At 66.5% G+C, this 22,845-nt stretch carries 30 protein-coding genes; 27 read left to right on the forward strand and 3 right to left on the reverse strand.

Features of this window, described 5'->3' with window-relative positions; genetic code table 11:
• Positions 1-91: 91 nt before the first annotated feature.
• Positions 92-1,507, reverse strand: a complete 1,416-nt coding sequence (locus AAD496_RS03925) for a sensor histidine kinase (RefSeq protein WP_349827335.1) — start codon at positions 1,505-1,507, stop codon at positions 92-94.
• 184 nt (positions 1,508-1,691) lie between these two features.
• Between AAD496_RS03925 and AAD496_RS03930 the strand changes: the two genes are divergently transcribed.
• Entirely contained in the window at positions 1,692-2,504 is an 813-nt protein-coding gene (locus AAD496_RS03930; protein WP_349827336.1) for a DUF4352 domain-containing protein, read from the forward strand.
• Positions 2,505-2,649: 145 nt separating this feature from the next.
• On the opposite strand, the gene katG is transcribed toward AAD496_RS03930, so the two are convergent.
• Positions 2,650-4,887 (reverse strand): catalase/peroxidase HPI, encoded by a 2,238-nt coding sequence (katG, locus tag AAD496_RS03935; RefSeq protein WP_349827337.1) that lies wholly within the window; start codon positions 4,885-4,887, stop codon positions 2,650-2,652.
• Between the two features lie 109 nt (positions 4,888-4,996).
• Positions 4,997-5,545: a Fur family transcriptional regulator gene (locus AAD496_RS03940; protein ID WP_349827338.1), complete on the reverse strand. Its 549-nt coding sequence runs from the start codon at positions 5,543-5,545 to the stop codon at positions 4,997-4,999.
• Positions 5,546-6,071: 526 nt separating this feature from the next.
• Between AAD496_RS03940 and rpsL the strand changes: the two genes are divergently transcribed.
• The 26 genes from rpsL to AAD496_RS04070 all read left to right on the forward strand — a co-directional run bounded on the left by rpsL (position 6,072) and on the right by AAD496_RS04070 (position 22,777).
• Positions 6,072-6,446, forward strand: coding sequence for a 30S ribosomal protein S12 (gene rpsL / locus AAD496_RS03945; protein ID WP_349827339.1), 375 nt, complete (start codon positions 6,072-6,074; stop codon positions 6,444-6,446).
• A complete protein-coding gene (gene rpsG / locus AAD496_RS03950) occupies positions 6,446-6,916 on the forward strand; it encodes a 30S ribosomal protein S7 (protein WP_349827340.1) in 471 nt (156 codons plus the stop codon). Before rpsL ends, rpsG begins: the two co-directional genes overlap by 1 nt.
• Before the next feature lie 87 nt (positions 6,917-7,003).
• Positions 7,004-9,109, forward strand: a complete 2,106-nt coding sequence (fusA, locus tag AAD496_RS03955) for an elongation factor G (RefSeq protein WP_349827341.1) — start codon at positions 7,004-7,006, stop codon at positions 9,107-9,109.
• Positions 9,110-9,222: 113 nt separating this feature from the next.
• Entirely contained in the window at positions 9,223-10,413 is a 1,191-nt protein-coding gene (gene tuf / locus AAD496_RS03960) for an elongation factor Tu (protein ID WP_349827342.1), read from the forward strand.
• 525 nt (positions 10,414-10,938) lie between these two features.
• The gene (rpsJ, locus tag AAD496_RS03965; protein ID WP_009379191.1) at positions 10,939-11,247 is read left to right on the forward strand and encodes a 30S ribosomal protein S10; all 309 of its coding nucleotides are present in this window, start codon (positions 10,939-10,941) and stop codon (positions 11,245-11,247) included.
• Positions 11,248-11,261: 14 nt separating this feature from the next.
• Positions 11,262-11,936 (forward strand): 50S ribosomal protein L3, encoded by a 675-nt coding sequence (gene rplC, locus AAD496_RS03970; protein WP_349827343.1) that lies wholly within the window; start codon positions 11,262-11,264, stop codon positions 11,934-11,936.
• A 5-nt stretch (positions 11,937-11,941) separates the two neighbouring features.
• Positions 11,942-12,616, forward strand: coding sequence for a 50S ribosomal protein L4 (rplD, locus tag AAD496_RS03975; RefSeq protein WP_349827344.1), 675 nt, complete (start codon positions 11,942-11,944; stop codon positions 12,614-12,616).
• Entirely contained in the window at positions 12,613-12,915 is a 303-nt protein-coding gene (gene rplW, locus AAD496_RS03980; protein ID WP_349827345.1) for a 50S ribosomal protein L23, read from the forward strand. Before rplD ends, rplW begins: the two co-directional genes overlap by 4 nt.
• Positions 12,916-12,945: 30 nt before the next feature.
• Positions 12,946-13,782: a 50S ribosomal protein L2 gene (rplB, locus tag AAD496_RS03985; RefSeq protein ID WP_349827346.1), complete on the forward strand. Its 837-nt coding sequence runs from the start codon at positions 12,946-12,948 to the stop codon at positions 13,780-13,782.
• A 15-nt stretch (positions 13,783-13,797) separates the two neighbouring features.
• The gene (gene rpsS / locus AAD496_RS03990) at positions 13,798-14,079 is read left to right on the forward strand and encodes a 30S ribosomal protein S19 (RefSeq protein ID WP_349827347.1); all 282 of its coding nucleotides are present in this window, start codon (positions 13,798-13,800) and stop codon (positions 14,077-14,079) included.
• A gap of 42 nt (positions 14,080-14,121) precedes the next feature.
• Positions 14,122-14,505 (forward strand): 50S ribosomal protein L22, encoded by a 384-nt coding sequence (gene rplV, locus AAD496_RS03995; protein WP_349827348.1) that lies wholly within the window; start codon positions 14,122-14,124, stop codon positions 14,503-14,505.
• Positions 14,505-15,320: a 30S ribosomal protein S3 gene (gene rpsC, locus AAD496_RS04000; protein WP_349827349.1), complete on the forward strand. Its 816-nt coding sequence runs from the start codon at positions 14,505-14,507 to the stop codon at positions 15,318-15,320. The genes rplV and rpsC overlap by 1 nt, the downstream gene beginning before the upstream one ends.
• Before the next feature lie 3 nt (positions 15,321-15,323).
• Positions 15,324-15,740: a 50S ribosomal protein L16 gene (gene rplP, locus AAD496_RS04005; RefSeq protein WP_349827350.1), complete on the forward strand. Its 417-nt coding sequence runs from the start codon at positions 15,324-15,326 to the stop codon at positions 15,738-15,740.
• Positions 15,741-15,742: 2 nt separating this feature from the next.
• A complete protein-coding gene (gene rpmC / locus AAD496_RS04010) occupies positions 15,743-15,994 on the forward strand; it encodes a 50S ribosomal protein L29 (protein WP_349827351.1) in 252 nt (83 codons plus the stop codon).
• The gene (rpsQ, locus tag AAD496_RS04015; RefSeq protein ID WP_349827352.1) at positions 15,994-16,272 is read left to right on the forward strand and encodes a 30S ribosomal protein S17; all 279 of its coding nucleotides are present in this window, start codon (positions 15,994-15,996) and stop codon (positions 16,270-16,272) included. Before rpmC ends, rpsQ begins: the two co-directional genes overlap by 1 nt.
• 195 nt (positions 16,273-16,467) lie before the next feature.
• Entirely contained in the window at positions 16,468-16,836 is a 369-nt protein-coding gene (gene rplN, locus AAD496_RS04020) for a 50S ribosomal protein L14 (RefSeq protein ID WP_349827353.1), read from the forward strand.
• Positions 16,837-16,838: 2 nt separating this feature from the next.
• Positions 16,839-17,204 carry a 50S ribosomal protein L24 gene (rplX, locus tag AAD496_RS04025; protein ID WP_349827354.1) on the forward strand — a complete coding sequence of 122 codons (366 nt, stop codon included), beginning with the start codon at positions 16,839-16,841 and terminating at the stop codon, positions 17,202-17,204.
• A complete protein-coding gene (gene rplE / locus AAD496_RS04030; protein WP_349827355.1) occupies positions 17,204-17,776 on the forward strand; it encodes a 50S ribosomal protein L5 in 573 nt (190 codons plus the stop codon). Before rplX ends, rplE begins: the two co-directional genes overlap by 1 nt.
• Positions 17,777-17,843: 67 nt before the next feature.
• Positions 17,844-18,242 carry a 30S ribosomal protein S8 gene (rpsH, locus tag AAD496_RS04035; RefSeq protein WP_349827356.1) on the forward strand — a complete coding sequence of 133 codons (399 nt, stop codon included), beginning with the start codon at positions 17,844-17,846 and terminating at the stop codon, positions 18,240-18,242.
• Positions 18,243-18,261: 19 nt separating this feature from the next.
• Complete coding sequence (rplF, locus tag AAD496_RS04040) at positions 18,262-18,798, forward strand: 50S ribosomal protein L6 (protein WP_349827357.1); 537 nt, start codon at positions 18,262-18,264, stop codon at positions 18,796-18,798.
• Between the two features lie 2 nt (positions 18,799-18,800).
• Positions 18,801-19,181, forward strand: a complete 381-nt coding sequence (gene rplR, locus AAD496_RS04045) for a 50S ribosomal protein L18 (RefSeq protein WP_349827358.1) — start codon at positions 18,801-18,803, stop codon at positions 19,179-19,181.
• Positions 19,182-19,207: 26 nt separating this feature from the next.
• Positions 19,208-19,837: a 30S ribosomal protein S5 gene (gene rpsE, locus AAD496_RS04050; protein WP_433913718.1), complete on the forward strand. Its 630-nt coding sequence runs from the start codon at positions 19,208-19,210 to the stop codon at positions 19,835-19,837.
• Entirely contained in the window at positions 19,837-20,019 is a 183-nt protein-coding gene (gene rpmD / locus AAD496_RS04055) for a 50S ribosomal protein L30 (RefSeq protein WP_349827360.1), read from the forward strand. The genes rpsE and rpmD overlap by 1 nt, the downstream gene beginning before the upstream one ends.
• 1 nt (position 20,020) lies before the next feature.
• Positions 20,021-20,473: a 50S ribosomal protein L15 gene (gene rplO, locus AAD496_RS04060; protein WP_349827361.1), complete on the forward strand. Its 453-nt coding sequence runs from the start codon at positions 20,021-20,023 to the stop codon at positions 20,471-20,473.
• A gap of 283 nt (positions 20,474-20,756) precedes the next feature.
• Positions 20,757-22,058, forward strand: coding sequence for a preprotein translocase subunit SecY (gene secY, locus AAD496_RS04065; protein ID WP_349827392.1), 1,302 nt, complete (start codon positions 20,757-20,759; stop codon positions 22,056-22,058).
• A 149-nt stretch (positions 22,059-22,207) separates the two neighbouring features.
• Positions 22,208-22,777: an adenylate kinase gene (locus AAD496_RS04070; protein ID WP_349827362.1), complete on the forward strand. Its 570-nt coding sequence runs from the start codon at positions 22,208-22,210 to the stop codon at positions 22,775-22,777.
• Positions 22,778-22,845 lie beyond the last annotated feature (68 nt).

Here is a 22,845-nt window from a genome sequence, read left to right on the forward strand (position 1 = left end):
CGGGCCACCCGGAGGGCCACCCTGCCTGCAGGTCGGGCCACCCTCCCAGCAGGTCGTGCCGCCCTCCCCGGTGACCGGAGGCGACGACACCTCAGACCAGCGGACGGTCTGCGGGCGCCTCCGCGGGCAGCCGGACGTCGACGATGAACGTCCCCTCGTGCGCACCCACCCAGGCGGTCCCGCCCAGGAAGTCGGCACGTTGCCGGATCCCGATGAGACCGGACCCCGACCCGAGCGCCGACTCGGGACTCGCCTCAATCGACACGGGGCCGACGGGGTTCGACACCCGCAGCGCGACACCGGTGAGCGGGCCGCCCTCGACGTAGACGCTCACCGGCAGTCCCGGTGCGTGCTTGAGCGCGTTCGTGAGCGACTCCTGGAGGATCCGGTAAACACACTGTCCGAAGGACGTCGACCCGTGCTGCGCGTCCTGTACCAGGAGAACGGCTTCGACCGGCGTTCCCGCACTCCGGGCGTGGGCCACCAGGTCACCGAGTGTGTGCAGGCCCGGGGTCCCGACCTGGGCCGGGTCATGCCGCGCCGTCGAGGCGCCCTCCACACCCCTTCCCGGGTGCCCGCTCGCGTCCGGCCACGGACCACCCGTCTCCCGCCGTGGGTCACCCGACTCCGTCCGTAGGCGACGGACGAGGACCCGGAGATCGGCCATGGCGCGTTGGGCCTGGCCCCGCATCACCGCGACCTCGTCCCGCAACGGCGTGCCGGCACCACCCTCGACACCCCCGGCGTCCCCGGCCGAATCCAAGCGCGCCACCAGGTGACCGGCCTGGACGGACAGTGAGGACAGCCGGTTCCCGAGGGAATCGTGGAGATCGGTGGCGAGCAACACCCGCTCCCGCTCGTGGGCCAGCCGTTCGTCGAGTTCCTGCCGGCGGGCGTGTTCCCGGGCCAGTGCGTCCTGGGCCCGGCGCCCCGACCTGCGCACCAGCAGCCACGACCCGACCCCGTAGACGACGGCCAGGGCGATGAGGGAGACGAACAGCGGTACTAGCCGGAACCCGAAGGAATTCTCCGCTCCGGGTGGGACCTCGAACGCCCAGCCGACCACCGTCGTGTGCACCGGCTGGACCATGACCCGCACGGTCTGCTGGACGACGAGCAGCACACCGCAGACGGTCCAGACGATCCGCGCCGCGCCACCCCGGCGGAGGAACAGGTGGAACATCGCCACGAGCACCAGTGTCGTGTCCGAGCCCAGGAGAGCGAGCACGGCGCCGGCACCGAAGGTGATCTCCGGCAACCGGCGCCGGAAGTACACCGCCACCCACAACAGCGTCGCGAACATGAAGTGGAGGATCACGAGGTCGGAAGGCCCGGCTCCGGCCGACATCGACCGCAGGCCGGGGATGTTCTCCTCCCACACCACCGTCATGCACACCCCGACGAACCAGAGCACCGTGTCCCACACGAGGAGACCGGCACGGGTAGCGAGGGTCCGGACCCGGCGCCAGGAGGGGTCGAGTGGCTGCTGCAAGGAGGTATCGCGCATGACTCGGAGCCTAGGGGGCGCCTCGGACACACTTCATCGTCCGATCGGACGGGCAGGTCGGTCCGATCGGACGATGTGCCCGTCCCCGCCCCACCGGGAGTCTGGTTCCCGTCGTCCGGCAGCAGCCGGACAGCGATCACGGATCCGGCGGCAGCCGGACGCGAACCCACGGAAGGACTCGACGATGTCGAACCCCCAGCCGCCGCAGGGCGGACAGATGCCGGGCGGACCGATGCCCGTCCCCGGCCAGGACCCCGCCGGCCACGGCACTCCGCCGCCGGCCCCGCACGGTTACCAGCAGATGCCGCAGGGCCAGCCCCTGCCGCCGGCCAAGCCCAAGAAGCCCTTCTTCAAGCGGGTCTGGTTCTGGATCCTCGTGGTCCTCGTCGTCGTCATCGGCGGCTGCTCCGCCGCTCTGGCCGGTGGCGGTGACACCGACACCGGATCCGCCGCCGAGGCGCCCGCCGAGGACGGCACGGACGCGCAGGCCGCTGCCGCCGAGGACGGGGACGCGGCCCCCGCGGAGGGCGCGGCTGCAGACGACGGGGCCGCAGCGGAGGAGGACGCGGACTCCGCGGAGGCGGCCGAGGACGAAAGCGCCTCGTCGGCGGTGGTCGGCGATCCGGTCGAGGTCGGTGACTGGACCATCACGGTGACCGGGATCGAGGACGGGATCTCCTCGGTCGGGAACGAGTACTTCGGTGAGGAGGCCCAGGGTCAGTACGTGAAGGTCGGCCTGGAGGTGACGAACAACGGGTCGAGCGCGGAGTACTTCTCCGACAGTGCCGTGACCCTGCTCGACGCCGACGGGAACGAGTACAGCTCTAGCACCGACTCCATGTACCTGGAGGAGGGCGCGGTGATCTTCGACGAGATCAACCCGGGCAACACGCTCGATGGCACCGCTCTCTACGACGTCCCCGAGGGCGTGGAGATCACGACGATCAGCATCTCCGACGGGTTCTTCGGCAGCCCGGTCGAGGTCGCGGTGGGCTGATCGACGCCCGGTCGGGCCGCCTGCACGAACGAAATCACGGGGTCTGTCGCGGATACCGGGGAACATCCCTCGGCATCTGCGACAGACCCCGTGATTTCACGTGGGACTGAAGTGATCAGCCCGGCTCAGCCGGACTCAGGCAGGCTCAGCGCTTGAGGTCGAAGCGATCGGCCTCGACGACCTTGGTCCAGGCGGCGACGAAGTCGTTCACGAACTTCTCCTTCGCGTCGTCCGAACCGTAGACCTCCGCGAGAGCGCGGAGCTCGGAGTTGGCACCGAAGACCAGGTCCACGCGGGAGCCGGTCCACGTGACCTCACCGGTGGCGTCGTCGGCGTACTCGTACTCCGTCGCCGCGTAGCCCTCACCGTCGAGCGGCTTCCAGGTGCCGTCGAGGTCGAGCAGGTTGACGAAGAAATCGTTGGTGAGCGCACCCGGGGTCTCGGTGAAGACACCCTTCGCGGAGTCCTCGAAGTTCGCACCGAGGACACGCAGGCCACCGACGAGCACGGTCATCTCCGGGGCGGAGAGTCCGAGCAGGTTCGCCTTGTCGACGAGCAGGTACTCGGCGGGGATGCCGAAGTCCTTCTGCACGTAGTTCCGGAAGCCGTCGAAGCGGGGCTCCAGCCAGGCGACGGACTCGACGTCCGTCTGCTCCTGGGTGGCGTCGCCGCGGCCGGTGGAGACCGGGACGGTCACCTCGACGCCGGCGGCCTTCGCACCCTGCTCGACACCGACGGCGCCGGCGATGGCGACGACGTCCGCGAACGAGGCGCCCGTCGACTCCGCAATCTCCTCGAGCTTCGCGATGACCGGGGCGAGCTTGGCCGGCTCGTTGACCTCCCAGGACTTCTGAGGCTCCAGGCGCAGGCGACCCCCGTTGACACCACCGCGCTTGTCGGAGGTGCGGTGCGAGGACGCTGCGGCCCAGGTGGTGGAGACCAGCTGGGAGACGGTGAGACCCGACTCCGCGACGGCCTTCTTCACCGCGGCGACACCGGCCTCGTCGAGCGGGGTGCCCGCCGGGATCGGATCCTGCCAGAGCAGGTCCTCCTCTGGCGCCTCGGCGCCGGCGTAGAGCACCTTCGGGCCGAGATCACGGTGGGTGAGCTTGAACCACCCACGGGCGAAGGCGTCCGTGAAGGCGGCCTGGTCGTCCTTGAACTTCCGCGAGATCTTCTCGTACTCGGGGTCGAAGCGCAGGGCCAGGTCGGTGGTGAGCATGCGGGGCTCACGGCGGGTGGCCGAGTGGGCACCGGGGACCATGTCGGAGCCGGCACCGTCCTTCGGCTTCCACTGCCAGGCGCCGCCGTCGGACTTCATGAGCTCCCACTCGTACGCGAAGAGGATGTGGAAGAACTCGTTGTCCCAGCGGGTCGGGTGGTAGGTCCAGGTGACCTCCAGACCCGAGGTGATGGCGTCGTCGCCGGCGCCGGTGCCGTGGTTGTTCTTCCAGCCCAGGCCCATGCGCTCCAGGCCGGCGGTCTCCGGGTCGCCCTCGAGGTTCGAGTCCGGGGCGGCACCGTGGGTCTTGCCGAAGGTGTGACCACCGGCGATGAGGGCGACGGTCTCCTCGTCGTTCATCGCCATGCGGCCGAAGGTGGTGCGGATGTCGTGGGCGGCGGCGACCGGGTCGGGCTCGCCACCCGGGCCCTCCGGGTTCACGTAGATGAGGCCCATGTGGGTGGCACCCAGGCGCTCGTCGAGCTGACGGTCGCCGTGGAAGCGCTTGTCGTCACCGAGCCACTCGGTCTCCGCCCCCCAGTAGACGTCGTCGTCGGCCTCCCACACGTCGGCACGACCACCGGCGAAGCCGAAGGTCGGGAAGCCCATCTCCTCGAGGGCCACGTTGCCGGTGAGGATTATGAGGTCGGCCCAGGACAGCGACTTGCCGTATTTCTTCTTCACCGGCCACAGCAGACGGCGTGCCTTGTCGAGCGAGACGTTGTCCGGCCAGGAGTTCAGCGGGGCGAACCGCTGCTGACCCTCGTGGGCGCCACCACGGCCGTCGGACACGCGGTAGGTACCGGCGGAGTGCCAGGCCATGCGGATCATGAGCGGGCCGTAGTTGTCGAAGTCGGCCGGCCACCACGGCTTGGAGTCGGTGAGGACGTGAGCGATGTCCTTCTTCACCTCGGCGAGGTCGAGGGCCTCGAACTCCTTGACGTAGTCGAAGTCGGGGTCCATCGGATCCGCGACCTCGGGGTTCTTGGCGAGGATCTTGAGGTTGAGCTTGTGCGGCCACCACTCACCGTTGGGCGAACCCTGGGTGGGGTGCACGCGCACGCCCGCGGTGTCGCCGTCCGTGACAGCGCGACCGGGGGTGACGGTGTCCGGTCCGTCGTGCATGACCGGGCACTTGCCGGCCGGGGTGTTCTCCGACATGGGATTCCTTCCGTTGTCGTCGGGCCCCGCGGGTGCGGGACCCCTCCTTCTCGCGGTTCGCTGGGAGGTTCTCGGGTTGCGGGGACGCCTTACGGCGTTCCCGGTCCGCTCACGAGGCGCCCTGGAGCCCCTGCGTGTCCGTGCCCTTCCCGGCGGGGGAGGGGGTGGCCGGTTCCGTGGGGTCCGGGGACCCTCCGGTGGACCGGGCGGCGCAGTCGGGGCACAGGCCCCAGTAGATGACCTCGGCCTCGTCGACGACGAAGTCGTGCGAGTGCGACGGGGTCAGGCATGCGGCCTCGCCCACGGCACAGTCGACGTCGACGATGACGTTGCAGACGCGGCAGACGAGGTGATGGTGGTTGTCCCCGACCCGTGTCTCGTAGCGAGCGACGGTGCCGGAGGGTTGGATGCAGCGCAACAGGCCGGACTCCGTGAGGACGCGCAGGGAGTCGTAGACGGCCTGGTGGGAGACGTCGGGCAGGTGGTGTCGGACGTGTTCGATGACGCCGGAGGTCTCCGTGTGCGGGTGCTCGCGCACCGCGGCGAGGACCTCGACGCGGGGGCGCGTGACGCGCAGGGACACACGGCGCAGGGAATCCTCCTGCGCCTTCCGGTCCGGGGTGCTCGCCCCCTGCGTCGGTGCCGTGTTCGAAGCCATGCCCCCATCCAAACGTCTATTTTTGAGTGAGTCAAGAAAAGATTGGGAATCCGTCCGGTGAATCCCGGATGACGGGCAATCATGACCGCATCGTGGGCCTCGTCGGGGGATGCTGACGGGTGCGCGGAACCGGGGACGTGACCTACGTCGCGGAGTTTTGACCACGCCCCCGGCCGGGTCTACGCTTGAGCCTGTCTGATCTAGTATCAGCATGTCCGCGTGCGCGCAGACGGGCCATGGTTCTCCGGCCGTACGGAGTCCCTGATCCGGTCCCCTGCTGGCACGACGGCAACGGGCAGCTCATGCAACTCACGGGGTCGAACGTGTCCGTGGTGCCGGTTCGTCGGCATTGCGACACACCCGACATCGGGATGTGTGCAGCCGCGCGAACACTGGGAACGGGCAGGTCGCTTCACCCGTTCGCAGGAGGACATGTCCGGGGGGTACGGACCACGCCGATCGGTTCTGCCGAGCGTCGTGCGCCTTCGGGATTAGGAACAGCGAGAAGCATATGGAGAACATCTAAGTGCCTACCATCCAGCAGCTCGTCCGTAAGGGACGGCACGACAAGGTCTCGAAGAACAAGACCCCTGCCCTCAAGGGCAGTCCTCAGCGTCGTGGCGTGTGCACCCGCGTGTACACGACCACCCCGAAGAAGCCGAACTCGGCGCTCCGCAAGGTCGCCCGTGTGAAGCTGTCCTCGCAGATCGAGGTCTCCGCCTACATCCCGGGCGAGGGCCACAACCTGCAGGAGCACTCCATCGTGCTGGTGCGCGGTGGTCGTGTGAAGGACCTCCCCGGTGTCCGCTACAAGATCGTGCGCGGCACGCTCGACACCCAGGGAGTCAAGGGCCGTGGCCAGGGCCGCAGCCACTACGGCGCGAAGAAGGAGAAGAAGTAATGCCGCGTAAGGGACCCGCACCCAAGCGTCCGGTCGTCATCGACCCGGTCTACAACTCCCCGGTGGTCACCCAGCTCATCAACAAGGTGCTGCTGGACGGTAAGCGTTCGACTGCCGAGCGGATCGTCTACGGCGCCCTCGAGGCCGCCGGACAGAAGACCAGCGAGGACCCCGTCGCCCTTCTCAAGAAGGCTCTCGACAACATCCGTCCCTCGCTCGAGGTCCGTTCCCGTCGTGTCGGTGGCGCCACCTACCAGGTGCCCGTCGACGTCAAGCCGCACCGTGCGAACACCCTCGCCCTGCGCTGGCTTGTGGACTTCGCCCGTCAGCGTCGCGAGAAGACGATGACCGAGCGTCTCCTCAACGAGATCCTCGACGCCGGCAACGGCCTCGGCGCCGCGGTCAAGCGCCGTGAGGACACCCACAAGATGGCCGAGTCCAACAAGGCCTTCGCCCACTACCGTTGGTAATCGGGTGATCGGAGCGGGTGCCGGACGTCCCGGCGTCCGGCACCCGCTCCGCCCGATCAGTCATCGACACGAGAGAGAGACGACACCGTGGCACTCGACGTGCTTACCGACCTCAAGAAGGTCCGGAACATCGGCATCATGGCCCACATCGACGCCGGTAAGACCACCACGACCGAACGCATCCTGTTCTACACCGGTGTGAACTACAAGATCGGCGAGACGCACGACGGTGCCTCGACGATGGACTGGATGGAGCAGGAGCAGGAACGCGGCATCACGATCACCTCGGCTGCCACGACCTGCTACTGGGAGGGCAACCAGATCAACATCATCGACACCCCGGGGCACGTCGACTTCACCGTCGAGGTGGAGCGGTCTCTGCGTGTGCTCGACGGTGCTGTCGCCGTGTTCGACGGCAAGGAGGGTGTCGAGCCCCAGTCGGAGACGGTGTGGCGTCAGGCGGACAAGTACAACGTCCCCCGCATCTGCTTCGTCAACAAGATGGACAAGCTGGGCGCGGACTTCTACTACACCGTCCAGACCATCAAGGACCGTCTCGGTGCCAAGCCGCTCGTCATGCAGCTGCCCATCGGTGCCGAGAACGACTTCGAGGGTGTCGTCGACCTCCTCCAGATGAAGGCTTACGTCTGGCCCGACGTGAACATGAAGGGCCAGGACATGACCGAGGTGGAGATCCCCGCGGATCTCCAGGACAAGGCCGAGGAGTACCGGTCCCAGCTCATGGAGGACGTCGCCGAGGCGTCCGAGGAGCTCATGGACAAGTACCTCGAGGAAGGCGAGCTCACTCTCGACGAGCTCAAGGCCGGCATCCGCCAGCTCACCATCTCCTCGGAGGCCTACCCGGTCTACTGCGGTTCGGCGTTCAAGAACAAGGGCGTCCAGCCCATGCTCAATGCCGTCATCGACTACCTGCCGACCCCGCTCGACGTGGAGTCCGTGCAGGGCCACAAGCTCGGTGACGAGGACACGGAGATGGTCCGTCACGCCGACATGAAGGAGCCCTTCTCGGCTCTCGCCTTCAAGGTCGCGACGCACCCCTTCTTCGGTTCGCTCACCTACGTGCGTGTCTACTCCGGCAAGGTGAACCAGGGCGATCAGGTCCTCAACACCACGACCGGCAAGAAGGAGCGCATCGGCAAGCTCTTCCAGATGCACTCCAACAAGGAGAACCCGGTGGAGGAGGCTGTCGCCGGCCACATCTACGCCTTCATCGGCCTCAAGGACACCACCACCGGTGACACCCTGTGCGACCCGAACGAGCCCATCGTCCTCGAGTCGATGTCCTTCCCGGCACCCGTGATCTTCGTGGCCATCGAGCCCAAGACCAAGGGTGACCAGGAGAAGCTCTCCACGGCCATCCAGAAGCTGGCCAAGGAGGACCCGACCTTCACCGTCAACCTCAACGAGGAGACGGGCCAGACCGAGATCGGCGGCATGGGCGAGCTCCACCTGGACATCCTGGTGGACCGCATGAAGCGCGAGTTCAAGGTCGAGGCGAACGTCGGCAAGCCCCAGGTCGCTTACCGTGAGACCATCCGCCGCAAGGTGGAGAAGGTCGACTACACGCACAAGAAGCAGACCGGTGGCTCCGGCCAGTTCGCGAAGGTCCAGGTCACGTTCGAGCCCCTCGAGGTCACGGACGAGACCAGCTACGAGTTCGAGAACGCCATCACCGGCGGTCGCGTGCCCCGTGAGTACATCCCGTCGGTCGACGCCGGTATCCAGGACGCCATGAACATGGGTGTCCTCGCCGGTTACCCGGTCGTGGGCGTCAAGGCCACCCTCGTGGACGGCCAGTACCACGACGTCGACTCCTCGGAGATGGCGTTCAAGATCGCCGGCTCGATGGTCTTCAAGGAAGGCATCAAGAAGGCGAACCCGGTTCTGCTCGAACCCCTCATGGCCGTCGAGGTCCGTACGCCCGAGGAGTACATGGGCGACGTCATCGGCGACCTCAACTCCCGCCGCGGCATGGTGCAGTCCATGGAGGACGCACAGGGCGTGAAGATCGTCCGTGCCTCCGTCCCGCTGTCGGAGATGTTCGGGTACATCGGTGACCTGCGTTCCAAGACGCAGGGTCGCGCCGTGTACTCGATGGAGTTCGAGAGCTACTCGGAGGTCCCGAAGGCAGTCGCCGACGAGATCATCCAGAAGACCCGCGGCGGAGAGTAATCTCCTAGCCCGTCGTCCGGGTCGGCGCCTCACCGGTGCCGGCCCGGACACCCCCAAGAAAGAAGGCGCGGGACGCACTCGCGTACCCGCACCGACAACCCAGGAGGAACCCAGTGGCAAAGGCTAGTTTCGATCGGACTAAGCCGCACGTCAACATCGGTACCATTGGTCACGTTGACCACGGTAAGACGACTCTGACCGCGGCCATCACCAAGGTGCTTGCTGACCAGTACCCCGACCTCAACGAGGCTCGCGCCTTCGACCAGGTCGACAACGCTCCGGAGGAGAAGGAGCGTGGCATCACCATCAACGTGTCCCACGTCGAGTACCAGACGGAGACGCGTCACTACGCGCACGTCGATGCTCCGGGTCACGCCGACTACATCAAGAACATGATCACCGGTGCCGCTCAGATGGACGGTGCGATCCTCGTGGTCGCAGCGACCGACGGCCCGATGCCGCAGACGCGTGAGCACGTGCTGCTCGCCCGCCAGGTGGGTGTCCCCTACATCGTCGTCGCCCTCAACAAGGCCGACATGGTGGACGACGAGGATCTCCTCGACCTCGTCGAGATGGAGGTCCGTGAGCTCCTCTCGGACCAGGACTTCCCCGGCGACGACGCTCCCGTCGTCCGCGTGTCCGCTCTCAAGGCTCTCGAGGGCGACGCCGAGTGGGTCAAGTCGGTCCAGGACCTCATGGCCGCCGTCGACGAGTCGGTGCCGGAGCCGGAGCGCGACTCCGACAAGCCGTTCCTCATGCCCGTCGAGGACGTCTTCACGATCACCGGCCGCGGTACCGTGGTCACCGGTCGTGTCGAGGCCGGTGTTCTCCTCCCCAACGAGGAGATCGAGATCGTCGGTATCAAGGACTCCCAGAAGACCACTGTCACCGCCATCGAGATGTTCCGGAAGACCCTTCCGGACGCTCGCGCCGGTGAGAACGTCGGCCTCCTGCTCCGCGGCACCAAGCGCGAGGAGGTGGAGCGCGGCCAGGTCATCGCCAAGCCGGGTTCGATCACCCCGCACACCAAGTTCGAGGGCCAGGTCTACATCCTCTCCAAGGACGAGGGTGGCCGCCACAACCCGTTCTACTCGAACTACCGTCCGCAGTTCTACTTCCGGACCACGGACGTCACCGGCGTCATCACGCTGCCCGAGGGCACCGAGATGGTCATGCCCGGCGACAACACCGACATGTCGGTCGAGCTCATCCAGCCGATCGCCATGGACGAGGGCCTGCGCTTCGCCATCCGTGAGGGTGGCCGCACTGTCGGCGCCGGCCGCGTCACCAAGATCGTCGCCTGATCAGTTCTTCCATGAACTGAGCAGCACGCTCTGAGCAGGAGCCCCGGACACCTCGGTGTCCGGGGCTCCTGTGCGTCCGCAGGTGTGACAGAGGTCGCGCCCGGACCATTTGCGGCCCCTTGCCCGCCTGTGACAAGATGGTCAAGTTGCATTTTGAGCCAGGACCCCTGCACAGGTGGAGGTCGCGGCCGTCGCAGATGCACAGGTGCGCTTCATATAGCGGGGGTGCACGGGTGTGGACACGACGGTCCGGTCGGAAGATGTGGATCGATCAGATTGCGGTTCGATCCCGCCATCACACGACCGGCCTGCGCCGAACGGCTCGGAATATCCGGCGGAGAATCTGGTCATCGGGTTCGATCACGCCGGGCGACCGAATGAAGGAATGCGTGAGACCTTCGTGCGTCAGCACAGGGCGACACGCCCGACCCCGGGGGTCGGTCACCACTCAGCCGGCACAGACCGTGCGATCCGCGAGGACCACGGTTGATGGCCGGGAAGAACGACAGAAAGAGTCACGACGCCATGGCGGGACAGAAGATCCGCATCCGGCTCAAGTCGTACGACCACGCGGTCATTGACAGTGCTGCACGAAAGATCGTGGACACTGTGACGCGCGCGGGCGCTACGGTCGTGGGCCCGGTGCCGCTGCCGACGGAGAAGAACGTGTACTGCGTCATCCGTTCGCCGCACAAGTACAAGGACAGCCGCGAGCACTTCGAGATGCGCACGCACAAGCGCCTCATCGACATCGTGGACCCGACGCCGAAGGCCGTCGATTCGCTCATGCGCCTCGACCTCGCCGACGACGTCAACATCGAGATCAAGCTCTGAGGGGAGAGGTAGCAATGGCCAACACCCGTTCCAAGCCTCGCCCCACCGACCGCGTCGTCAAGGGTCTGATGGGCACCAAGCTCGGCATGACCCAGGTGTGGGACGAGAACAACAACCTCGTGCCCGTCACCGTCGTCGCCACCGGTAACAACGTGGTCACGCAGATCCGCAACGAGGAGACCGACGGCTACTCGGCCGTCCAGATCGCCTTCGGCGAGATCGACCCGCGCAAGGTCAACAAGCCGACCGCCGGTCACTTCGAAAAGGCCGGGGTCGCCCCGCGCCGTCACCTCGTCGAGCTGCGCACCGCCGACGCCTCCGAGTACGAGCTGGGCCAGGAGCTCGGCATCGACACCTTCGAGGCCGGCGTCAAGGTCGACGTGACCGCCAAGACCAAGGGCAAGGGCACCGCCGGTGTGATGAAGCGTCACAACTTCGCCGGTGTCGGTGCCTCGCACGGTCAGCACCGCAACCACCGCAAGCCGGGCTCCATCGGCGGCGCCTCGACCCCCTCGCGTGTCTTCAAGGGCATGCGCATGGCCGGTCGTATGGGCAACGTCAAGCACACCACCCAGAACCTCACGGTCGCCGGTGTGGACCAGGAGAACGGTTTCCTGCTCATCAAGGGTGCCGTTCCCGGCCCCAAGGGTGCCGTCGTGCTCGTCCGCTCCGCAGTGAAGGAGGCCTGAGCATCATGACCGAGACCACCAAGCTCGACGTCCTCGACGCCGCGGGTGCGAAGACCGGTTCCTCCGTGGAGCTCCCGGCCGACGTGTTCGCAGTGCCGACCAACGTCCCGCTCATCCACCAGGTCGTCGTGGCCCAGCTGGCAGCAGCCCGCCAGGGTACGCACAAGACCAAGACCCGTTCCGAGGTCCGCGGTGGCGGCAAGAAGCCGTACAAGCAGAAGGGCACCGGTAATGCCCGTCAGGGCTCCATCCGCGCCCCGCAGTACGCCGGCGGTGGCATCGTCCACGGCCCGACGCCCCGCGACTACTCGCAGCGGACCAACAAGAAGATGAAGGCCGCCGCCCTCCGCGGTGCGCTGTCCGACCGCGCCCGTCTCGGCCAGGTCTTCGTCGTCTCCCACCTCGTCGAGGGGGAGAAGCCGAACACCAAGCAGGCGAAGGCCGCCATCGCCGCTCTATCCGACCGGAAGAACACGCTGGTCGTCATCGAGCGCGGCGACGAGCTGACCGCGCTGAGCGCCCGCAACCTGGAGAACGTGCACGTGCTCGAGCAGGGCATGCTCAACACGTACGACGTCCTCATGGCCGACGACATCGTCTTCACCGAGGCCGCCTTCGCGTCCTTCGTGAACCGTGCTTCCGTCGCCGGGCGTGCAGATTCCCAGGAGGCTGCAGCATGAGCACCGTCACCGTCAAGGACCCGCGCGACATCATCGTCGCGCCGGTCGTCTCGGAGAAGTCCTACAACCTGATGGACGAAGGCAAGTACACCTTCGAAGTCACGACGGACGCCACGAAGCCCGAGATCAAGTACGCCATCGAGCAGATCTTCGGTGTCGAGGTCGCGAAGGTGAACACCCTGAACCGTCAGGGCAAGCGCCGTCGGACCCGGACCGGTTGGGGCAAGCGCAAGGACACCAAGCGCGCCATCGTCGCCCTGAAGGACGGCTCCATCGACATCTTCGGCGGATCGCTCTAAGCGATCCCTTCGAAAGAAGGAACAGGACTCATGGGAATCCGAAAGCACAAGCCGACGACCCCGGGCCGTCGTGGCTCCTCGGGCGCCGACTTCGTCGAAGTGACCCGGTCGACGCCGGAGAAGTCGCTTCTGCGCCCGCTGCCCAAGAAGGGCGGTCGTAACAACCAGGGCCGCGTGACCACCCGCCACCAGGGCGGCGGTCACAAGCGCCAGTACCGTGTCATCGACTTCCGTCGCCATGACAAGGACGGCGTGCCGGCACAGGTCGCACACATCGAGTACGACCCGAACCGCACCGCACGCATCGCACTGCTGCACTACATCGACGGCGAGAAGCGCTACATCATCGCCCCGAACAAGCTCAAGCAGGGTGACGCGATCGAGGCCGGTCCGGACGCGGACATCAAGCCGGGCAACAACCTCGCCCTGCGCAACATCCCCGTCGGTACCGTCGTGCACGCGGTCGAGCTCCGCCCCGGTGGCGGCGCCAAGATCGCCCGCTCCGCAGGCGCCTCGGTGCAGCTCGTCGCCAAGGACGGCCCCTACGCCCAGCTGCGTATGCCGTCCGGCGAGATCCGCAACGTCGACGCCCGCTGCCGCGCCACCATCGGTGAGGTCGGCAACGCCGAGCAGTCGAACATCAACTGGGGCAAGGCGGGCCGCAACCGCTGGAAGGGCATCCGCCCGACCGTCCGCGGTGTCGTCATGAACCCGATCGACCACCCGCACGGTGGTGGCGAGGGACGTACCTCGGGTGGTCGCCACCCGGTGTCGCCGTGGGGCCAGGCCGAGGGCCGGACCCGCAAGCCCAAGAAGGAAAGCGACAAGTACATCGTCCGCCGTCGCCGCACCGGCAAGAAGCGCTGATAGGGAGCCTGACACATGCCTCGTAGCCTCAAGAAGGGCCCCTTCGTCGACGAGCACCTCTACAAGAAGGTCGTCGCTCAGAACGAAAAGGGCACCAAGAACGTCATCAAGACCTGGTCCCGCCGCTCGATGATCGTGCCCGACTTCCTCGGTCACACGATCGCCGTGCACGACGGACGCAAGCACGTTCCCGTGTTCATCACGGAAGCGATGGTCGGGCACAAGCTCGGCGAGTTCGCACTGACGCGTACGTTCCGCGGCCACGAAAAGGACGACCGGAAGGGTCGCCGCCGCTGAGGCGGTCGGCACCCGACGGTCCGATAAGGAAAGAAGGAAACGATGGAAGCCACGGCGAAGGCGCGCTACCTGCGCGTGACGCCTCGTAAGGCTCGGCGCGTCGTTGACCTCATTCGTGGTCAGCAGGCAACCGAAGCCCTTGCGGTGCTGAAGTTCGCGGAGCAGTCCGCATCCGAACCCCTCTTCAAGCTCGTCGCCTCCGGCATCGCCAATGCGCGTGTCAAGGCCGACAAGCTCGGTGAGGCGTTCAACGAAGACGATCTGGTCATCTCGGAAGCGTTCGTCGACGAGGGACCGACCATGAAGCGGTTCCGGCCTCGTGCCCAGGGACGCGCCTACCGCATCAACAAGCGCACCAGCCACATCACCGTGAAGCTCGCGAACGGTGACGACGTGCCGGCACGCTACGCACGGAAGGACTCCTGATGGGCCAGAAGATCAACCCCAACGGGTTCCGCCTCGGCATCACGACCGACCACCGGTCGAAGTGGTACGCGGACTCCCACAAGGAAGGCCAGCGCTACTCGGACTACGTCCTCGAGGACGTCAAGATCCGGCAGATGCTCGCCACCGGCCTCGAGCGGGCCGGCATCTCGCGGGTCAACATCGAGCGCACGCGTGACCGCGTGCGGGTCGACATCCGCACCGCCCGTCCGGGCATCGTCATCGGTCGCCGCGGCGCGGAGGCCGACCGGATCCGCGGTGAGCTCGAGAAGCTCACCGGCAAGCAGATCCAGCTGAACATCCTCGAGGTGAAGAACCCGGAGACCGACGCCCAGCTCGTCGCTCAGGGTGTGGGCGAGCAGCTCGCTTCCCGCGTGGCCTTCCGCCGGGCGATGCGCAAAGCCATCCAGTCCGCCATGCGGGCCGGCGCCAAGGGCATCCGTGTCCAGTGCTCCGGTCGTCTCGGCGGCGCCGAGATGAGCCGCAAGGAGTTCTACCGTGAGGGCCGCGTGCCGCTGCACACCCTCCGCGCGAACATCGACTACGGCTTCTACGAGGCGCACACGACCTTCGGCCGCATCGGCGTGAAGGTGTGGGTCTACAAGGGTGACCTCACCGACCAGGAGCTCGCAGCCCAGGAGGCCGCACAGCCGAACAACCGTGGCGGTGGCCGTGGCGGTGCCGGCGGTCGTGGCCGTGGACGTGGCGGCCGTGGCGGTCGTGGCAACGACCGTCGTGACGCCCAGAAGAACACTGCCGCAGCGGCTCCGGCCGCGGCGGCCGGATCGGAGGCCTGACGCATGCTGATCCCGCGTCGTGTCAAGTACCGCAAGCAGCACCACCCCAAGCGTGGCGGTATGTCCAAGGGCGGCAACTACGTGTCGTTCGGTGAGTGGGGTATCCAGGCTCTCGAGCCCGCATACGTCACCAACCGGCAGATCGAGGCCGCTCGTATCGCGATGACCCGTCACATCAAGCGTGGCGGCAAGGTCTGGATCAACATCTTCCCGGACCGCCCGCTCACCAAGCGCCCCGCCGAGACCCGTATGGGTTCCGGTAAGGGTTCGCCCGAGTGGTGGGTCGCGAACGTCAAGCCGGGTCGAGTGATGTTCGAGCTCGCCGGTGTGTCCGAGGAGGTCGCCAAGGAAGCTCTGCGCCTGGCGATCCACAAGCTCCCTCTCAAGGCCCGCATCGTGCGGCGTGAAGGTGGTGAATGATCATGGCTATCGGTTCCAAGGATCTCTCCATGGACGCCCTCGACGGGTTCGACAACGCTCGTCTGAACGAGGAGCTCAAGAAGGCCAAGGCCGAGCTGTTCAACCTGCGGTTCCAGTCGGCCACCGGTCAGCTGGAGTCCCACGGTCGCCTCAAGGCCGTTCGTCGGGACATCGCCCGGATCTACACCGTGCTCCGTGAGCGCGAGCTGTCCATCCGGACGAACCCGGCCGATGCCAAGGAAGAGGACAAGTGATGGCTGAAGAGACCACGACGGTGGAACGCCCCAACCGTCGCAAGACCGCTCGCGGCTACGTCGTCTCCGACAAGATGGAGAAGACGATCGTCGTCGAGATCGAGGACCGCAAGAAGCACCGCCTCTACGGCAAGGTGATGCGGAAGACCTCGAAGATCAAGGTGCACGACGAGCAGAACACCGCCGGTATCGGCGATCTGGTCCTCGTGGCCGAGACCCGCCCGCTGTCCGCTTCGAAGCGCTGGCGTCTGGTCGACGTCATCGAGCGCGCCAAGTGACGGAGGTCTCGGGCCCGGTGTGACCCGGGCCCGAGACACGCGCACGCGCACTTCGATACCGTTCACCCCCGGGGATCCCACCCGGTCCCGTCTCTCCGACGACGGCCACCGGGTCCCCGGGGGAGGGCATGTCCATATCCGTTCCGTAAGGCTCGCACCCGGTGCGAGAACCGACGTGACGACAGGAGAAAATCTGTGATTCAGAACGAGTCGCGACTCAAGGTCGCTGACAACTCGGGTGCGAAGGAGATCCTGACCATCCGTGTTCTCGGCGGTTCCAGCCGGCGCTACGCCGGCATCGGTGACACCATCGTGGCTACCGTCAAGGACGCCATTCCCGGTGGCAACGTCAAGAAGGGCGATGTGGTCAAGGCCGTCATCGTCCGTACCAAGAAGGAGCGCCGCCGCGCGGACGGCTCCTACATCCGTTTCGACGAGAACGCCGCGGTGATCCTCAAGAACGACGGTGAGCCCCGCGGTACCCGTATCTTCGGACCGGTCGGTCGCGAACTTCGCGACAAGAAGTTCATGAAGATCATCTCGCTCGCACCGGAGGTGTTGTGATCATGCCGAAGATGAAGATCAAGAAGGGTGACCTGGTCCAGGTCATCCGCGGCGCCAAGCAGGATCGCGGCGGCGATCGCGGCAAGCAGGGCAAGGTCCTGGAGGTGTTCCCGGAGGAGAACCGCGTTCTCGTCGAGGGCATCAACCGCGTCACCAAGCACAAGAAGCCCATGCAGACCGCATCGGGCGCCACCGCCGGCGGCATCGAGATCGTCGAGGCCCCCATCCACGCGTCCAAGGTCGCGCTGGTGGATCCGGAAGACGGCAAGCCGACCCGCGTGGGCTACCGCCTCGAGGAGGTCGAGCGCGACGGCAAGACCAAGACCGTCCGCGTCCGCATCTCCCGTCGCTCCGGGAAGGACATCTGATGACCGAAGCAAACGTGCAGGCACGTCCGGTGCCCCGCCTCAAGGGCAAGTACCAGGACGAGATCGTCGCCAAGCTGAAGGATGAGTTCGGTTACTCCAACCCGATGCTCGTGCCGACCGTCACCAAGGTCGTCGTGAACATGGGTGTGGGTGACGCCGCTCGTGACTCGAAGCTGATCGAGGGCGCCATCAACGACCTGACCCTCATCACCGGCCAGAAGCCGGTCGTGACGAAGGCCAAGAAGTCGATCGCCCAGTTCAAGCTCCGTGAGGGCCAGCCCATCGGCGCCCACGTCACGCTCCGCAACGCCCGCATGTGGGAGTTCCTGGACCGTGTCGTGTCGCTCGCTCTGCCCCGTATCCGCGACTTCCGCGGACTCTCGGACCAGCAGTTCGACGGGAACGGCAACTACACCTTCGGTCTGACCGAGCAGTCGATGTTCCACGAGATCGATCAGGACAAGATCGATCGCGTCCGTGGTATGGACATCACCGTGGTCACCACGGCGAAGACCGACGACGAGGGCCGGGCGCTCCTGCGGCACCTGGGCTTCCCGTTCAAGACCAACTGATCCACTACGTCTCAGGTCCGCGCGTACCACGCGAGGAAACCGTGACGAGGAAGGGCATGAGCCCACAATGACAATGACTGATCCCGTCGCAGACATGCTCACGCGTCTGCGCAACGCGAACTCGGCGTATCACGAGGACGTCAGCATGCCGCACAGCAAGCTGAAGGCCAACATCGCCGAGATCCTCAAGACCGAGGGTTACATCTCCGACTACACCGTCGAGGATGCCGAGGTCGGTAAGAAGCTCTCGATCGACCTGAAGTTCGGGCCGAACCGTGAGCGCTCGATCGCCGGCATCAAGCGCGTCTCCAAGCCGGGTCTGCGCGTCTACGCGAAGAGCAACAACCTGCCCAAGGTGCTCGGTGGCCTGGGCATCGCCATCCTGTCGACCTCGTCCGGTCTGCTGACCGACAAGACGGCAGCCAAGAAGGGCGTGGGCGGCGAAGTCCTCGCATACGTCTGGTAAAGGAAAGGGGACAAGCACAATGTCACGTATTGGCAAGAGGCCGATCTCCGTTCCTGCCGGCGTCGACGTCACCGTCGACGGCCAGGACGTCACCGTCAAGGGCCCCAAGGGCGAGCTGTCGCTCACCGTTGCCGAGCCCATCACCGTCGCCCTGGAGGACGGGACCATCACGGTCTCGCGTCCGGACGACGAGCGCGAGTCCCGTGCACTGCACGGTCTCACCCGCACTCTGATCAACAACAAGATCATCGGTGTGACCGAGGGCTTCGAGAAGAAGCTCGAGATCGTGGGCACCGGTTTCCGTGTGCAGGCCAAGGGCAATAACCTCGAGTTCGCCCTCGGTTACAGCCACTCCATCACCGTCGAGCCGCCGGAGGGCATCACCTTCGCCGTCGACGGCCAGACCAAGCTGTCGGTCAGCGGTATCGACAAGCAGCTGGTCGGTGAGGTGGCAGCCAACATCCGGAAGCTCCGGAAGCCCGAGCCCTACAAGGGCAAGGGTGTCCGTTACGCCGGCGAGAACGTCCGTCGCAAGGTCGGAAAGGCTGGTAAGTGATCATGGCCTTCGGTAAGAAGATCACCCGCGGGAAGACTCGTGCGGACGCTCGTGCGCGCCGTCATGCCCGTCTGCGTAAGCACATCTCCGGGACCACCGAGCGGCCGCGTCTCAACGTGACGCGTTCCGCCCGGCACATGTTCCTCCAGGTCATCGACGACACCGAGGGCAAGACCCTCGTCTCGGCCTCCACCATGGAAGCCGACATGCGTGGACTCGATGGCGACAAGACCGCCAAGGCACGCAAGGCAGGCGAGCTCGTCGCCGAGCGCGCCAAGGCAGCCGGCATCGAGAAGGTCGTCTTCGACCGCGGGGGCAACGCCTACCACGGTCGTGTGAAGGCCGTCGCCGAGGGTGCCCGTGAAGGAGGACTGGACCTGTGAGCAACGAAGAGATCAAGGACCAGAACGTGTCCGACGACAACAAGGGCAACGGCGCGCAGGACAACCAGTCCGGCGACCGCCGCGGCCGGGGTCGCGGTAACCGCGACGACCGCCGTGGCAACCGCGGCGACCGTGACCAGAAGAACGAGTTCATCGAGCACGTCGTCACGATCAACCGCGTGTCCAAGGTGGTCAAGGGTGGACGTCGGTTCTCCTTCACCGCCCTGGTCGTCGTGGGTGACGGCAACGGCATGGTGGGCGTCGGCTACGGCAAGGCCAAGGAAGTTCCCTCGGCCATCGCCAAGGGTGTCGAGGAGGCGAAGAAGAACTTCTTCCGCGTCCCGCGCATCGGCAAGACCATCCCGCACACCGTGCAGGGTGAGGACGCTGCCGGCGTCGTCCTGCTCCGTCCGGCCGCTCCGGGTACCGGTGTGATCGCCGGTGGTCCGGTCCGCGCCGTCCTCGACTGTGCAGGCATCCACGACATCCTGTCGAAGTCGCTCGGTTCCTCGAACGCGATCAACATCGTGCACGCCACGATCGCCGCGCTCAAGGGTCTCGAGCGTCCGGAGCAGGTCGCGGCTCGCCGTGGCCTCCCCGTGGACGAGGTGGCACCGCACGCCCTGCTGCGTGCCGCGGAGGGAGCGAAGGCCTGATGGCGAAGCTGAAGATCACGCAGATCAAGTCCAAGATCGGCGGCAAGCAGAACCAGCGCGAGACCCTGCGTACGCTCGGCCTCAAGCGGATCAACGACGTCGTCATCAAGGAAGACCGTCCGGAAATCCGTGGCATGGTGAACACCGTTCGCCATCTCGTCACGTGCGAAGAGGTGGACTGACATGGCAGAAGAGAGCGCACTGAAGCTCCACGACCTGCGTCCGGCCCCCGGCTCCAACACCAAGAAGACCCGTGTGGGTCGTGGTGAGGCGTCGAAGGGCAAGACGGCCGGTCGCGGTACCAAGGGCACCAAGGCCCGTTACCAGGTGCCGCACGGCTTCGAGGGTGGTCAGACCCCGCTGCACATGCGCCTTCCCAAGCTGCGCGGCTTCAAGAACCCGAACAAGGTGACCTTCCAGGTCGTCAACCTCGACAAGCTGTCGACCCTCTTCCCCGAGGGTGGCACCGTCACGGTCGAGGACCTGGTCGCCAAGGGCGCGGTTCGTGCGAAGCAGCCGGTCAAGGTGCTGGGCACCGGTGAGATCACCGTGAAGCTCGACATCACCGCGGACAAGTTCTCCGCATCCGCGATCGAGAAGATCGAGGCTGCGGGCGGCACGGCCACCGCGGCCTGATGTCCCGCTCCTGCGGGGACCGACAGGCTGCGGCCGGCCGGTCCGTGCAGGACGACCTCGGAGGGCGATCACCCGTCATGGGTGGTCGCCCTCCGGCGTGTCCGGACGTCCCTGCGCGTCCGGAAGGGTCGGGTCCGTACCCGTCCCGCTCTCCCTGGACGTCCCCTGTGTCCTGGGACCGTTCGAACCCCTGATAAAGTGCATCAGGTATTTCCACTCCCGCTGTGCACCGTCGTGTCCACATCCCGGCATGACCCGCACCACACCGACTCCAGGAGGACGCTTGCTCGGCGCTATTGGGCGGGCCTTCAAGACGCCTGACCTGAGGAACAAACTCCTCTTCACCCTGGCGATGATCGTGCTGTACCGCATGGGGTCCTACATCCCGGCGCCGGGCGTCGACTACGTCGCTGTCCAGGAATGCGTGGCATCGCCGCAGCTGCAGCAGGGCGCCTTCGGGCTCATCAACCTGTTCTCCGGCGGGGCGCTGCTCCAGCTGTCGATCTTCGCGCTGGGCATCATGCCCTACATCACCGCGAGCATCATCGTGCAGCTCCTGCGCGTCGTCATCCCGCGCTTCGAGGCGCTCCACAAGGAGGGCGCCTCCGGCCAGGCGAAGCTCACGCAGTACACCCGGTACCTCACCATCGGTCTGGGCCTGCTCAACGCGACGACGCTCGTCTCCACGGTCCGCACCGGCGCCCTGTTCGGCAACGTCGCGGGCTGCAACGACCTGCTCGTCAACGACACCTGGTGGGGTGTGGGCATCATCGTCCTCACGCTCACCGCGGGCACCGGCCTCATCATGTGGATGGGTGAGCAGGTCACCGAGCGCGGCGTCGGCAACGGCATGTCGATCCTCATCTTCACCGCCGTCGTCTCCGCCTTCCCGGCGGCCTTCGCCTCGATCTTCCAGACGCAGGGCGTCGACATCTTCGCGATCGTCCTCATCGTGGGCCTGGCCCTCGTCGTGCTCGTCGTCTTCGTCGAGCAGTCGCAGCGCCGGATCCCCGTCCAGTACGCCAAGCGCATGGTGGGCCGTCGCATGTTCGGCGGCACCTCGACCTACATCCCGATCAAGGTGAACCAGGCGGGCATCATCCCCGTCATCTTCGCTTCCTCGGTGCTGTACCTGCCGGCCCTCATCGCCCAGTTCGGCGATCCCGAGGCGGCCTGGGTCCTGTGGATCAACGAGAACCTGGCCACCGGCGACAGCTGGATCTACATGGTCGTGTACTTCCTCATGACCATCTTCTTCGCGTACTTCTACGTGGCGATCACCTTCAACCCGGAGGAGGTCGCGGACAACATGAAGAAGTACGGCGGCTTCATCCCGGGCATCCGGGCCGGTCGTCCCACGGAGCAGTACCTGTCGTTCGTGCTCACGCGCATCACGTTCCCCGGCTCGCTGTACCTGGCCTTCATCGCCATGCTGCCGCTCGTGGCGCTCGTGCTCATCAACGCCAACCAGAACTTCCCGTTCGGCGGGACCTCGCTGCTCATCGTCGTGGGTGTCGGTCTGGAGACTGTCAAGCAGATCGACTCCCAGCTGCAGCAGCGCCACTACGAGGGCCTGCTCCGCTGACCCCACCGCCTGCTCCGGTGTGGTCGGGTCCGCCCGGGCCACACCGGAGCAGGCACATCCCCGGCGGTCCCACTGCGCGGGCGGTGACGACGACGTGACCCACCGCACGGCTAGACTGGCCGCCACCGTCCCAACCAGGAAGGACACGCATGTCCGCACGCATCATCCTCATCGGCCCTCCCGGCGCCGGCAAGGGAACGCAGGCCACCCGCCTCACGGAGCGCCTCGGCGTCCCGGCGATCTCCACCGGCGACATCTTCCGCGCCAACGTCGCGGAGATGACGGAACTGGGGAAGACCGCCAAGTCGTACATGGACAAGGGCGAGTACGTGCCGGACTCCGTCACGAACGCGATGGTGCGTGACCGCCTGGCCCAGGAGGACGCCGCCGAGGGCTTCATGCTCGACGGCTACCCCCGCACGCAGGCCCAGGTCGAGGAGCTCGACTCCATGCTCTCGGGCCTCGGCACCGAGCTCGACGCCGTCGTCGAGATCACCGCCGACACCGACGAGGTCGTCTCCCGCCTCCTCGAGCGCGCCAAGATCCAGGGCCGCGCCGACGACACGGAGGACGTCATCCGTCACCGCCTCGAGGTCTACGCCGAGCAGACCCAGCCACTCACCTCGGTCTACGCCGAGCGCGGCCTGCTCAAGCAGGTCGACGGCCTGGGCGAGGTCGAGGACGTCACCGCCCGGATCCTCGCCGCCCTCGGCAAGTGATCCCCGCGGGCGGTCGGCTTCCCACCGACCACTGACCCGCACAGCGTCCTTCCGACGACCCCGGCCCA

This window comes from Brevibacterium litoralis (assembly GCF_040212315.1).
Classification (GTDB): domain Bacteria; phylum Actinomycetota; class Actinomycetes; order Actinomycetales; family Brevibacteriaceae; genus Brevibacterium; species Brevibacterium litoralis.